12 protein-coding genes are annotated in these 14,471 nt (G+C 44.2%); 2 read left to right on the top strand and 10 right to left on the bottom strand.

Going from position 1 to position 14,471, the window contains the following annotated elements:
* The first annotated feature begins 53 nt into the window (after positions 1 to 53).
* Together M72_RS15475 and M72_RS15470 are read left to right on the top strand one after the other, a co-directional pair.
* Entirely contained in the window at positions 54 to 1,394 is a 1,341-nt protein-coding gene (locus M72_RS15475; protein ID WP_022045811.1) for a butyryl-CoA:acetate CoA-transferase, read from the top strand.
* A 133-nt stretch (positions 1,395 to 1,527) separates the two neighbouring features.
* Positions 1,528 to 3,669, top strand: coding sequence for a sulfatase-like hydrolase/transferase (locus tag M72_RS15470; protein WP_055068847.1), 2,142 nt, complete (start codon positions 1,528 to 1,530; stop codon positions 3,667 to 3,669).
* 49 nt (positions 3,670 to 3,718) lie between these two features.
* On the opposite strand, the gene M72_RS15465 is transcribed toward M72_RS15470, so the two are convergent.
* The 10 genes from M72_RS15465 to M72_RS15420 all read right to left on the bottom strand — a co-directional run bounded on the left by M72_RS15465 (position 3,719) and on the right by M72_RS15420 (position 14,440).
* A complete protein-coding gene (locus M72_RS15465; RefSeq protein ID WP_022045813.1) occupies positions 3,719 to 4,564 on the bottom strand; it encodes an Mrp/NBP35 family ATP-binding protein in 846 nt (281 codons plus the stop codon).
* A 32-nt stretch (positions 4,565 to 4,596) separates the two neighbouring features.
* Positions 4,597 to 5,208: a signal peptidase I gene (lepB, locus tag M72_RS15460; protein ID WP_022045814.1), complete on the bottom strand. Its 612-nt coding sequence runs from the start codon at positions 5,206 to 5,208 to the stop codon at positions 4,597 to 4,599.
* 7 nt (positions 5,209 to 5,215) lie between these two features.
* Positions 5,216 to 7,126: an ATP-binding protein gene (locus tag M72_RS15455; protein WP_055068846.1), complete on the bottom strand. Its 1,911-nt coding sequence runs from the start codon at positions 7,124 to 7,126 to the stop codon at positions 5,216 to 5,218.
* The gene (srtB, locus tag M72_RS15450) at positions 7,123 to 8,001 is read right to left on the bottom strand and encodes a class B sortase (protein ID WP_055068845.1); all 879 of its coding nucleotides are present in this window, start codon (positions 7,999 to 8,001) and stop codon (positions 7,123 to 7,125) included. The genes M72_RS15455 and srtB overlap by 4 nt, the downstream gene beginning before the upstream one ends.
* Before the next feature lie 122 nt (positions 8,002 to 8,123).
* Entirely contained in the window at positions 8,124 to 9,098 is a 975-nt protein-coding gene (locus M72_RS15445) for a hypothetical protein (protein WP_055068844.1), read from the bottom strand.
* A 76-nt stretch (positions 9,099 to 9,174) separates the two neighbouring features.
* Complete coding sequence (locus M72_RS15440; RefSeq protein ID WP_176694799.1) at positions 9,175 to 10,305, bottom strand: LCP family protein; 1,131 nt, start codon at positions 10,303 to 10,305, stop codon at positions 9,175 to 9,177.
* The gene (locus tag M72_RS15435; RefSeq protein WP_055068842.1) at positions 10,244 to 10,972 is read right to left on the bottom strand and encodes a CpsD/CapB family tyrosine-protein kinase; all 729 of its coding nucleotides are present in this window, start codon (positions 10,970 to 10,972) and stop codon (positions 10,244 to 10,246) included. Before M72_RS15435 ends, M72_RS15440 begins: the two co-directional genes overlap by 62 nt.
* Positions 10,969 to 11,730: a YveK family protein gene (locus M72_RS15430; protein WP_055068841.1), complete on the bottom strand. Its 762-nt coding sequence runs from the start codon at positions 11,728 to 11,730 to the stop codon at positions 10,969 to 10,971. The genes M72_RS15435 and M72_RS15430 overlap by 4 nt, the downstream gene beginning before the upstream one ends.
* A 19-nt stretch (positions 11,731 to 11,749) precedes the next feature.
* Positions 11,750 to 12,457, bottom strand: coding sequence for a CpsB/CapC family capsule biosynthesis tyrosine phosphatase (locus M72_RS15425; RefSeq protein WP_022045821.1), 708 nt, complete (start codon positions 12,455 to 12,457; stop codon positions 11,750 to 11,752).
* Between the two features lie 615 nt (positions 12,458 to 13,072).
* A complete protein-coding gene (locus tag M72_RS15420) occupies positions 13,073 to 14,440 on the bottom strand; it encodes a sodium-dependent transporter (protein ID WP_055068840.1) in 1,368 nt (455 codons plus the stop codon).
* Positions 14,441 to 14,471 lie beyond the last annotated feature (31 nt).

The raw sequence follows: 14,471 nt of genomic DNA, 5'->3' as shown, positions 1-14,471 counted from the left end.
TTGTATTTCTGTTCACAACTTCACTCTAAGACATACAAGGAGGTCTTATACGAATGGATTTTTCAGAAGAATACAGACAGAAGCTCGTTTCAGCAGACGAAGCCGTAAAAGTAATCAAATCCGGTGACTGGGTAGACTATGGCTGGTGTACCAACACCGTAGATACACTGGACAAAGCACTTGCCAAGCGTACCGATGAACTGAAGGATATCAACCTGCGTGGCGGAATCCTCTTAAAACCGCTTGCCGTATTTGAGCGCGAAGACGCTGGCGAGCATTTTACATGGAATTCCTGGCATATGTCCGGAATCGAACGTCATATGATCGCACGTGGCTGTGCATTCTACAGCCCGATCCGTTATTCCGAGCTCCCTCGTTATTACCGTGAGCTGGATTGTCCGGATGATGTGGCAATGTTCCAGGTTGCTCCAATGGACAAGCATGGATACTTCAACTTCGGGCCAAGTGCTTCCCATCTTGGTGCGATGTGTGAGACAGCCAGACATATCATCGTAGAAGTCAACGAAAATATGCCGCGCTGCCTTGGCGGAACAGAAAACGGTATACATATTTCCAAAGTCAATGCAATCGTAGAAGGCTCCAATCCTCCAATCGGAGAACTCGGTGCCGGCGGTCCTGCTACCGAAGTAGACCAGAAAGTTGCACAGCTGATCGTAGACCAGATTCCAAACGGTGCCTGCTTGCAGCTCGGTATCGGTGGTATGCCAAACGCAGTCGGTTCCCTGATCGCACAGTCCGACTTAAAGGATCTTGGTGTTCACACAGAAATGTATGTAGATGCATTCGTAGACATTGCCAAAGCCGGAAAGATTACCGGTGCCTGCAAAAACATTGACCGCTACCGTCAGGTATATGGTTTCGGTGCCGGAACCAAGAAGATGTATGATTATCTGGATGAAAATCCAGAACTGATGAGCGCACCTGTCAGTTACACCAACGATATCCGCTCCATCGCAGCACTGGACAACTTCATCTCCATCAACAACTGTGTAGATATCGACCTGTTCGGACAGATCAGTGCCGAGTCTTCCGGAACCAAACACATCAGTGGTGCCGGCGGACAGCTTGACTTCGTTCTCGGTGCTTATATGTCCAAAGGTGGAAAGAGCTTTATCTGCTGTTCTTCCACATTCACGGATAAGAAAGGTGTTATGCATTCCCGCATCCGCCCGACCCTGGCAGAAGGTTCTATTGTCACAGACACCCGTGCAAATACCCACTATGTCGTTACCGAATATGGCATGGTCAATGTAAAGGGATTATCTACCTGGCAGAAGGCAGAGGCTCTGATTTCCATTGCACATCCGGACTTCCGTGATGATCTGATCAAAGAGGCAGACCAGATGCACATCTGGAGACGTTCCAACCGATAAGAACACCGTTTGTTCACAATTTATTCATATTGCAAAAAAACCTCGTTTTTAACGGGGTTTTTTTATAAATTTTACCTCTTGTCTTTACTATCCTTTTTTAGTAATCTATAGTTCGAGTAAAGGAGAGGTAAAGATGAAGAAATTTTTTAGTATTATCAAAGAAAAACTATTCACCAGAGTTGAAAAACAACATTCCGAAGCTTACCTGCGTCGGATCTCATTTCTGAATAAATATTCCCTGCTGTTCCACATGTTGATATCCTGTGGGATCGTATTTATTGTGGAGGTTCTTTCCCGAAGGAGTTTTCTCTCGGCAGGTTCCTTCGTTGGGATGCATACCGGTGCATTTTTTTATAATGCCTTTATTGTATTTGCATCCTTAAGCTTTGTTTATCTGTTCCGCAGACGTGCATTCTGGCGGATCATTATCAGCGGTTTCTGGGTGCTCCTTGGAATCATTAACGGATGCATCCTTTCAAACCGTGTAACACCGTTTGGCTTTACAGACCTTAAATGTATCAATGATCTGTTTGCCATGAACAATACCAACTATTTCACGGCAGAAGAAGCTACCATCGTAGTCATCGGGCTCGGTCTGTTCCTTCTGTTTTGTGTTGCGCTCTTCATTAAAGGACCGCGCTATCAGGGCAAGACCCATAAAATTGTTGTAGTAGGTGCCATTGTATCGGTACTGTTTGTCGGTCTTCCTGTTACAACCTCTGCTGCACAGAATGCCAATGTTGTTGCAAGTTACTTCTCCAACATTGCACAGGGATATGAAAACTACGGTTTTATCTATGGATTCTCTTCGAGTGTGGTAGACCGTGGAATGAGTAAGCCGGATGACTACTCCGAGCAGAAAATTGCTTCGATTGAAAAAAATGTAAATGACACAAAAAAAGAAACAACTGTCACCAAAAAGAATGCACCAAATATTATCTGTATTCTTCTTGAATCATTCTGTGATCCGGATGAGATCAAGTTTCTGAATTATAATCAGGATCCGATTCCTACCTTCCACAATCTCGAGAAGAACTACACGAGTGGTTACCTGACAGTTCCGGTTGTTGGCGCAGGAACCGCAAACACTGAGTTTGAAGTTCTCTCCGGTATGAGTATGCAGTACTTCGGAACCGGCGAGTATCCGTATAAAACAATCCTGAAAAAGACAGACTGCGAGAGCACTGCTGCTGATCTGGCTTCCATCGGATATGGAACCCATGCCGTACATAACAATGGCGGTAACTTTTACAGCCGTGTCAATGCCTTTTCCATGATGGGATTTGATACTTTCACCAGCAAGGAACTGATGAACATTCAGAGTTATACGCCAAACGGAAGCTGGGCTACCGATGATATTCTTGTTCCTGAAACAATCAAAACCTTAGATTCCACTCCGAATCAGCCGGACTTTACCTACACCATTACCGTAGGTACACATGGTGATTATCCAAAGACTCCGGTTATCGCAAATCCGGTATATACCGTCAGCGGTGTGGATGATGAAGAAAAGAAAAACCAGTGGACATATTACATTAACCAGTTAAATGAAGTGGATACCTTTATGAATGATCTGATCACAGAACTGTCCAAGCGGGATGAAGATACCATTGTCGTAGCTTTCGGTGATCACCTTCCAACCATGGGTCTGGAAGACTCCGATATGAAATCCGGTGACATCTACAAGACAAAATATGTCACATGGAATAACATGGGATTAAAGAAGCAGGATGCGGATCTGTATGCATATCAGCTGATGGCAAGCATTACGGATTCCACAGGTATTCATGAGGGAACCATCTTAAATTACCATCAGACCCAGATGAACAACACAGACCACACTGCATATCTGGACGGACTGGATAATCTGCAGTATGACATTCTTTACGGAAACCGTTACTGCTATGATGGCAAAGACAAATACCCTGCAACCGACATTGTAATGGGAATTGACGATGTAACGGTATCGGAGACGTCGGATTCCATCGGCGGATCGGAAGTATTTGTCTATGGAAACAACTTCACCAAGTGGAGTAAGGTATTTGTAAATGACGAGAAAGTCAATACAACCTTCAGCAATTCCGGTTGTCTGATTATTCCAAAAGACAGTGTCAAAGACGGTGATACCATTAAAGTGTGCCAGATGGGTTCCAACAGTACGATTTTCCGTGAATCCAACACGTACACATACAAAGATCCTGCTGTGGAAGAAACCGTTACGGGAACAGAGTCGGACAGCAATACCGAATCTACAGTTTCAGAAAGCCAGAAATAAGCAAAAAAGACCTGCCAGTGATTTATTCACTGACAGGTCTTTTCTTGTCTTAAATTGTCTTTAACGCATCCACAGCGGCATCCAGATACGGATTTTCCATCTCATAGAATGCACCGGCATCCGCAGCTTTCGCATATGCCGGATCCAATGGCAGTTTGCCAAGAACTCTGGTTCCTTCTTTTGCGGCAACTTCGTCAATGTTGCTTTCTCCAAACAGTGCGATCTTCTTTCCACAATCCGGGCATTTCAGATAACTGAAATTTTCCACCAGTCCAAGTACCGGTATATGCATCATATTTGCCATATGGAAAGCTTTCTTTACGATCATCTGTACCAGTTCCTGTGGAGATGTAACAATAACGATACCGTCCACCGGAAGGGACTGGAACACGGTAAGCGGTACATCACCTGTTCCCGGTGGCATGTCCACAAACAGATAGTCCACATCGCCCCAGACAGCCTCATTCCAGAACTGTTTCACAGCCCCTGCAATCACAGGTCCTCTCCAGACAACCGGTGCCTCTTCATCTTCCATCAGAAGATTGATGGAAACAATTTTGATTCCTTCTTTTGTCTCATACGGATACATTCCTTTTTCGTCACCGACCAGCTGACCGTGTGCTCCAAACATCTTCGGAATGGACGGTCCGGTAATATCGGCATCCAGAATTCCCACTTTATATCCTGCTTTTGCCATCTGTACCGCCAGGGAAGAAGTGACAAATGATTTACCGACACCACCCTTTCCGCTGACAACTCCAATCACATGTTTGATATTGGAATATGCATTCATCGCTTCGAGCATACTCTGCGGATTCTGAGAATTATGGGAACATCCCTCACAGCTTTCTTTGGAACAGGATGATGCTCCGCTGCAACTTGAATTTTCTGGCATAATGATAGCCTCCTTGTTAATTATTTAATGATTTATTTATATAGACTGCCCAGTCTTTGGAATGGGTAGTATATGAAATAAGCTTTTCCGATAATTTTATCTTTGCTGACATAGGTATGATCCCAATATCTGGCATCATAGGAATCATTCCGGTTGTCTCCAAGCACCAGATAACTGTCTTTGGGAACCTCAAACTCAAACGGTCCGGTTGCCTCTGTCCATGTCTCTTTCAGGTAATCCTCCTTCAAAGGAGTCTCAGAGTCATTGATATAGATTTTCGCATCCTCAATGGTAACCTTTTCTCCGGGCAGACCAATCACACGCTTGACGTATTTTTGCGTTTCGTCATCCGGGAACCGGAAAATCACGATATCTCCTCTCTTCGGTTCTGAAAACTGATACGCCAGCCGCAGCCCGAACAGGTCATCGCCCGGTTCAATGGTATGCTCCATCGATCCGGTCGGGACTGTTGCATTGATGATCACGTAATTCTTCAAAACCATCGCCAGCGCGAAGGCTGCCAGCAGAGTGACTACCCAGCTGAGCACTTCCCGCAGAGGCGAAGAAGCTTTCTCCTTTCCCTCGCCCTTTGGATCATTGTCCATCTTTATTTCTTCTGTTGACATTTCTTTTTTCTCTTCCATAATCACTCTACTCTCTTGGTGCAAACCACCAGTCAATAAAATCTTCCCTGCGGAAAACCAGTCCCACAAGTCCCAGATCCACACGTTCTTTCTGTGTCAGGGTCTGCGCAATAAATTCATTCACAGATACATCAAAATCGCCTTCCAGGCACCAGATACAACTCACTGTCGGCACATTCTCCTGATTTTTCCAGTCATCTACGAACGAACCGCCGAAATCAACAATCTTATTCCAACGATGCTGCGTATTGATAACCCGCTGCTTGATATTCTCATAGATGACCTCCATCATCCGGTGAACTTTCGGGTGATACATCACAGGCTCAAGAATCCTTAAGAGTCGGTGCTTTGGATTGACACGCAGTTCCAGCGTTCCGTTTGCCGTATTCGTCACCATACAGAAAATCTCGTTATCCGGAAACGTTTCCGGCCGCAGATGATACTGATAACGATATGGTACCACACTTTTTATCATATGGAAATCTGCATCCATTTCTTCATATATAACACCCGGACATTCACTGCTTATCACATAGTGCATGCTACCCTGATAAGGCGCCAGAAGCTGGCAGAACAGATCCCGGTTCTTTTCGAATACAATCAGCTGGTATTCCGTCAGGAAACGCCGGAAATCCATAATATGGTTCTGCCTGTAATATGTAAACAGCCCCTTGCTGATAAATGCAATCCTTATGCTTTTTCCGGTATAACCCTGAATAATCGTTGCAACCGGAAGTTCAATCTCCCTTCCCTTTAAATAAACTTCCACCGTCACCGATTTGCCAAGAAGCTGCATTTCTTCTTCATATTCTGTTAAAACCGGCTGCTGTCCGCTGGCAATATACTGGTTCAGCCCCAGCGGATTGGATGCAAAATGTTCTACAATCCGTCTTCCGATCAGTCTGCGCAGCTCCATCAGATGTTCATCATGTGCCACATCATCCCTCGCCAGTCTCAGCGTCAGAAATTTCTTCCGCAAATGCAGATGATACGTCATATGCCTGAGCCACTCCGGTTTCAATCCCAGATCTTTCTTTTCATCGGTCACAAGAAATCCCTGCTGATACAGGCAGGATGTCCCGATCAGCCCCTGATGTTTGGAATTATAAATCCAGATACACCCCTCCATCAGTTCATCCATAATACGAATCGATATAATTCCAAGAATATCCGCAAATGGATTGTCCATGATGTGATTCTGTTCCTGCAGCGTCACTTTTTTTTCATCAAAGGAAATCTGAATCGGAAATGGCTGATACAGCATATAGTGCTGTACTGCGTGTACCAGCCTCTGAAGGGACAGATTCTTTGCATATTTCGGCCGTAACACCAGCGTAATTCTGGTTCCGGACTGTTCGCGGTTGGAATTGATATATTCCATTGTTTCCGCCCCTTCTATCCATTTTGCGGTAACCGGTTCTAACGTCTGGCGATCCGTAACATTCCACGCGGTATTTACCGATTTGTCCTTTCTCGACTCAATCAACAGTGCCCGTGCAACCATAAAACCGGAAAGCATACCGACTCCAAACTGCGCCACCGGTTCATAGTGAAGCTGCTGTGTAGAAAAATCCTCGCTCTGATAAAAACTCACTCCGATTTTGGCGACATACTGCTCAATATCCCTGGCATTGATTCCGATTCCGTTATCCTCAAACACCAGACGCTGCGTTTCGGAATTATACTGAATGGAAATTTGAGGAGAATACGGATTTCGCATGGAATTTAAGGCTCTTGCCTCCTCCATCTCCAGAAACTCTGTTCCCCAGCTCCATTCCAACGCCGCCCTGGTATTGCATGCATCAATGGCATTTTGAAGAAACTCCCGGATATAGGCATCCGGATCTCCGTAAAACTGCGTACTTGCAAAGGTCGATATGATATTTTCCTGATCCATACCTACTTTGCACTGTTTCATAGCTGTTCCTCATTTAATAAAATTGCCTGAACCACAAACCGCTTGTCTGCCTGTCTGCTCACACAGGTTGATAAAGTCAGCAGATGACTGTCCACCGAAAGCTGGATTTTGTCCTTTACCTCCGGCGAATTCTTGGATTTTTTCACAATGCTTTCAAGATAACTTACACGTCCCTCTTTCGTTGAAAAGTCATTGGTGTGCAGAATATGTGCATCGTCCGTCTTATATGCCGCAAAAATCTCATACACGAGCACCTTTTCCTTTGTATACACATATATATACGGAAAATTGTTAAAAAATGTCTGGTCTTCATAGTTGTGGAGAGAAGCAAACATTGTGTCATTGCGCATATTGTGCCCATACACGACGGTATCAAAATCCGTAAACTCTTTACTGTTTGCCTTCTCTGTATAAATACATCCAGGATATCCCCTGGTACCATTCATATTGTAATTCAGATAATAGGAATCATCACTCGGATGCTGTAACACCGGATAATCCACCCCGGTTCCCGGAATGTAGATCCATGCGTAAATATCCGGATTGACTCCCTTTAATTTTTTCCAGTTTAAATTTTTCTGTGGAATTTCTATTCCTTTTTGTTCCAGTTCGCTGTCTTCGGTCTGCACTTCCTGTGCCACATTCTCCGTCTCTGTCTGCGTATCTGACGGAATATTGATCTGATTATCATTCACCTGATTCTGCAGATCATTTACCTGGGCAGAAAGCTTTTCATATTCTTTCTGTGCATTCTTCTGAACCATCCAGCTTCTTCCAAATATTATGAGTACCACGATCAATACAACTGCCAGAACAATGGTCAGAATTTTATAGATATTGATCGTTCTGTCGTTCTTTCTTTCCTGTCTTTTCATAAAATAGTTTTCTTTCTTTAAAATTGAGGCAGGGCGGCAGATTCCATTCCACCGCCCTCACGTGATGCCATGCATCACCTATCCATAGACCTACATGCTAAATAAAATTGTATCCAGTGAGATTAATTCTTACGTGCTTTTCTTCCGCATACAACAATACCTGCTGCCGCAAATACTGCAACGAACGGAAGTGCCGGAAGCGCTGCCCCGGTTTTCGGAGATGTCTTATAGGAAACAGATCCGGAAACGGATGTTCCTTTCTGACTTCCTGCTCCACTTTTGCCATTGACACGGGCAGAAGAACTCTTTGTGGAAGTATTCCGTACGGAATTCTTTCCATCGGTATAACCATCTGTATAACCGTCATCATAATCATCCTCGAAACTGTCCTCTCCATCGTCATAAGACTGTGGATAGTTTACTGTCACATTCTGATTTACACTAACCGGATTATACTGATTATTGGTCTGTGAGTTGTTCTGGTTGTTGTTGTTTGTCTGGCTGCTGCTGTTGGAATTGTCATTTACATTGGAATTTGTATTTGATCCCTGGGAATTTTCATCCTTTGACGGATCTGTTGTAACGGTAGGATTCACATTTGAACTGTACCTTACAACTATAACCGGTGAAAATGAATACAATGTAACCGTGACTTTGCCATTGGAAACGCTGTCCGGCTTTACCGTCTGCCAGCTTCCGCTTTTTAATTTATGTAATACATAAACATTGTCTCCAGCCTTAATTCCACTTGCACAAATCGTTACTTTGATTCCTTTGGATGTATTCGTTGCAGACGGAACACTGATATCAGACATGGCCATGACGGTTGCACTTCCGTTCTGTGCACTTGCCACAGCATTTGCCTGACGGTTTCCCTCGCGGTAAACATCTTTGTCCACACCCTTGGAAGAAACCGTGATAAGCTCATTGTTTGCATTATAACCGCTGCTTTCAACGGTTGTTGCCTTATTCAGCTCATTGGTTCTTTGAACCAGTGCCGTATCACTTGTTGGTGATGGATCTGCAAACACGGTTGTGCCCATTGTAAATACCAGCATCATAGCTGTCACAACTCCTGTGAAAATTTTCTTTTTCATCGCAATCTACCTCCTTTCCACGTAATATAAACTGCATGTAACTCTATCTATATCAAGTGCGCGCGCACTGGATACCTTATTGTACGGGTGTATAAAACACCTTCATAATGAGTTCTTCCATGGCATCTTCATCGACATGGTACTCCTCATACCGTTTCCCGTCAATCGGCTTTCCCTCCACCGTTTTTCCGGGAACCGTATACATCTGGTCTTCTGAAAAACCGTAATTCATCAGCTGCTCAATCATACTTGTGAAATCCACACTGGTTACCAGATAATCGGAAACAGAATTGTAAATTTCTGTCACCTGATCCGGGTTTTCTGTGGATACTTTTTTTAATTTATCCATATAGGCAACAATATACTGTTCTTCGCGCTGCAGACGCTTTGTTGCACTGTCATATTCTTCGGTATCCCTTCCATGCAGGTAATAATAAGCCTGCGTCCCATTCAGGGTTACTTTTTGCCCTTTCTTCAAATTCACACCGGCTTTTGGAAACGAAATATCCTGCTGTACAGTCACTTCCACTCCTCCCACAGCATCATTCATCTGTGGGATTCCCCCCATATTCATCGCAAGATAACCGCTGATCGGAATATTTTGAAACAGGCCGGAAACCGCATCCACGGTTTTGCTGCAGCTGAGGCGCTTACCGTCCCCGAATGCATGCTGCAAACAGATCTGAGTTTTAAGCGGTCCCATATCAATACCTTCTTCATCACACAATTCGATATCTGCCATCGTGTTTCGATTGATGGAAATGACCTGCAGCTGCTCTGTTTTGTTGTTTACAACAAGAAGAAACAGTGCATCGGACTGCCCGCCTTGGGTATAATCGCTGCTTCGCTGTACCGGACCATCGATATCAACCCCCATCATGAGGTAGGTTTTGATATCTGTATTATACAGATACTCTTTTCCCTGATAAGCAACTACACCCTCCTGCCACTTTTCCTGACCGGAATCGTGTGTGGTATCTGTCTGCCCCGCAACCTGCTGCTCATAAGAATTTTCTGTATCATCTGCAATGTGGAAGCCGGCATTTTCCGCCTTCGTTTTGACCCCTGCCACAATCACAAGTGCAAGAATCACCACCATCATTCCGGACATAAAATACAATGCATTATGAAGTTTTGTCGATGGTTCATGCATTCTTCTCATGATGTTCTCCGTAATTTCCATAATAGCTGCCATAATAGCCGCCATAGTAGCCACCCTCATAGCCGTTCTTCTTCATCCGTACTTTGTTCAGTACCGCACCAAGTACCCTCACTCCGGAAGCTTCCATCTGCTTTTTGACAGTCTGGATCAGACGTCCGCTTGCCATGCCCTGGGCAATAACAAGAATCGCACCATCACAGTGTTTTGCGATCACTGCTGCGTCGATTGCAGCTCCGATCGGCGCACAATCCAGCAATACATAATCAAAATGTTCTTTTGCAAAATTAAGTAACTCGGTAAAATACTTTTTTTCCAGAATTTCTGTCGGGTTTGGTACTGACGGACCGGCAAAAATCATAAACAGGCCCGGAATCGTTGTACCGTAAAGTACGTCTTCGAGTTTTCTCTGTCCGGACAGAAAATGGGATAATCCATAGATTTCTCTTCCATCCGAAGCCACTGCCCGTAATCGTCCCACGTATACGGATTTACGCATATCGGTATCGATCAGCAATACACGTTTGCCGGATTCCGAAAAAGAACGTGCCAGATCCATCGTCACGGTACTTTTCCCTTCGTTTGGCATGGCAGACGTCACAACGATGGTGCAGATATCATCTCCGCAGAACTGGATATTGGTTTTTAATGCCCGGAGTGATTCTTTCATCGTATAATTTTGTTTTTTCAGATTCTCAAATGTTACCGATTTCATTTCTTTTTCTTCCTTCTCTTACGCTTGCGCTCTTTTTCCCCATCGTATTCGGCTTCTTCCAAAGGAAGCGTACCAAGAACATTCAGCCCCAGCTTCCTTTGTACATCATCTGCATTCATAATCGTATCATTGAACAGATAAACCACCACAATAACCGCAATCGCCAAAAACATGCCAAGTATTCCTCCGACCGCCGTATTTTTCATGGTATTCGGGCTGACCGGTTCTCCGTCGGAATATCCCTTTTGAATGATATTCGGTGCATCCTGATCCATTTTCTGTTGGATAAAGGCCACACTGACACGCGCAATCTCATCCGCAATCTTTTTTGCCATGGATGGGTTTGCATCGCGCACCGTAATCTCGAGGATTCGCGAGTTGGAAGGATTATTCAGGGTAATTTTTTTCTTCAGGGAACTGTAGGTCTCGTCCAGTCCGAGATTCTCAATTACCTGCTCAAGCACGGGACGCCCCTCTACGATAACCATATAATCGTTTGTCAGACTTGTACCTGTCTGTATATCCGCAAGACTTGTAATCGACATGCTTTTGGACAATACATAAAACTGGGATGTTGACTCATATTGCGGCACCATTACAAACCTGCTGATACAATATGCGGTCACGGCTCCGATAATCAGTGCAAACAACACCCATTTCCAGAAAGAAAGGATCTCTAAAACGAGATCTTTCAGATCAATTTCAATTTCATCATCATTTTCAATTACAATACGTTCCTGTTGTAACTGCTGCTCCATATCAATGCTCCATTACTAACTATTTCATTTCTCCGGTCAGAATCTTTGCCGGATGATTCACCAAAAGCTGATCTGCATATTCCCTGCCAAATTTTTTTTCAATCAGCTCATAGCATTTTCCCATATGATTGGCACGGTTTTTTATTCCATGACTGTCCGATGCAATCGCATCCACACATTCTGCCTTCAGCATCTTTTTACAGTATTTCTTTGGACCCATACCCTCAAGTCCGAGTACCGCATCCGCATTCACCGTAATCCATGCCCCAAGATTGCGCAGCTCCTCTGCCAGCTGTAAATCTGCAAGTGCTCCATACCGCTCCACATGTGCAAATACCGGAATATATCCGTGCAGAACCAGTTCCTGCGTCATCTGGTAAATATAGGCATATTCACTGTCGTGCGAATACTCACACAACACATACCGCGAGCCGGCCATTGTCCGGCATCTGCCACTGTCAAGTGCCTCGACAATATGACTGTTCACATGGTATTCGGTGCCCAATGCAAGATAAATTCCAAGTTTCTGTGCATACGGCTCCAGAATACGGAAATGTTCTTCAATTTCTTCCTTCGGATAAGCAAACATGCCGTGCCGGTAATGCGGTGTCAGGATCATTGCAGAAATGCCCTGCTCTTTTGCTGCCTCAAGCATCGCCACAGATTCTTCTATTGTTTTTGCTCCGTCGTCTACTCCGTATAGAAGGTGACAGTGAATATCGATCATGGTTTTCCTTGCCTTTACTTTTTTATACCTTATTATACTATATCGACCATTTTCTTGCAATCTTTGAGCCGTTTTTCCCTCTTTTGACACAACTTTTTGTATTTCTCGGATTTCCACAATTGATTTCCCGGCAGACATAGCGTATAATGGTCATGAAAAGCGAATAACACTTGACAAACTTCGGTTTTCGGGGTACGCTTATATGAGTCCATATAAGGACGGTACAATATTTGACCATCAGGCTCAGGCGGTGAGAGTACCGCACGCATAAACAAGTAGGCTTTATTCTCTGAACTGTCAGTATTACAGCTCAGTATGTCATAGATTTCATTGATCTGTTTTTTACAGCAAGCGCGATTGTCCAGCGCAGGGATTTGTTTTCACAACATGACATGCTGCCTGTTGAAAACGCAGTACAGCAGATGCGGACTATTTGGATCAGGAATTCCTGCGGAGGGTTCCGGTATCCGTCGTGTGCTCACACCCCTGCCGGAGAGGTTAAACTCCGGAACTGCCTAGCAAGTCCGAATACAATTGAACAGAACAAACATATATTTATCTAAAAACCCTATGCATTATGCATAGGGTTTTTTGTTTCTTCTTTTCTGTTGTCCGTTACAAAGTAATGATTCCAAGTGCATTTAATACCGAACTGAATAAAATCAGCAGTACCAGTATCGGTGCAACATACTTGATCAATACAATATACAGTTTCTTACTCTTAAATTTCTGTGTGGAAGATTCCACTTCATCCGTAATCGCCTCTGGTTTCACAATAAAACCGACAAATACACAGGTCAGGAATGCCACAATCGGCATAAGGACACTGTTGGATATAAAATCGAAGAAATCCAGAATACTCATTCCGTGAATCGAAAAACCGCTCCAGATTCCAAATCCAAGAGAAGACGGAATTGCCATCAACACCGTATAAACGGTTACACAGACCGTAATAAATTTACGGCTCTTTTTTGTCTTATCCACGAAAATGGAAACCACTGTCTCCATCAGGGAAATGGACGATGTCAGTGCAGCAAACAATACCAGCACAAAAAATACCGTTCCGATCAGGTGTCCTCCCGCCATACTGTCAAACACTTTTGGCAGTGTAATAAACATTAGTGTCGGTCCTGCCTTCAACGATGCCTGATCTCCACCGGAAAACACAAACACGGCCGGTACAATCATCAGTCCTGCCAGAAATGCAATTCCGGTATCAAAGATTTCGATATTCCGCACACTGCTCTCTATATCCTCATTTTTCTTCATATAGGAGCCATATGTAATCATAATGCCCATCGCCAGCGACATGGAATAAAACAGCTGTCCCAGTGCCGCCAGGAAAGCATTCGCACTGATCTTGGAAAGATCCGGCTTTAAGTAGTAGACAATTCCTGCCCCTGCTCCCGGACGGGTCACAACAAATACCGCAATAATAACGGAAAGGACTACCAGAAGCGGCATCAGCACTTTGCTGATATTTTCAATTCCTTTATTTACGCCAAGCAGAATCACAACCGAAGTGGCAAGGATAAAAAATACCAGCCACATCACCGGTTCCCCAGTCCTTGCAATAAAATTTGAAAAATAATCATCTGCTGCCGCTGCATTTCCGCTTCCTGTAAGAAATGCCCATGCAAATTTGATGACCCATCCGCCGATCACACAGTAATACGGAAGAATGATAATCGGCACAATACTGGCAAGAATTCCAATGAAACCGCACTTTTCATGCAGCGTGCTGAATGCATACAGTGCACTTTTCCCGGTTTTTCTGCCTAGTGCAATTTCTGTGATCATAAGTGCAAATCCAAACGTAACCGCAAGGATCACATAGATCAGTAAAAAAGAACCTCCACCGTATTTTGCGGCAAGGTAAGGAAACCTCCACAGATTTCCAAGTCCGACAGCAGATCCCGCAGCGGCAAGAATAAAGCCCATTTTGCTGGAGAAACTGCTGCCATGTTTTTTGTGTTCGTTCATAACAGCCCCCTTAATCATAGTTTCAGGAGGC

Origin of the sequence: Roseburia faecis, from assembly GCF_001406815.1 — a bacterium.
In the GTDB taxonomy this organism is placed as follows: Bacteria; Bacillota; Clostridia; order Lachnospirales; family Lachnospiraceae; genus Roseburia; species Roseburia faecis.
Note: the sequence above shows the minus strand (reverse complement) of the source record. Positions and strands in the feature narration are given on the sequence as shown.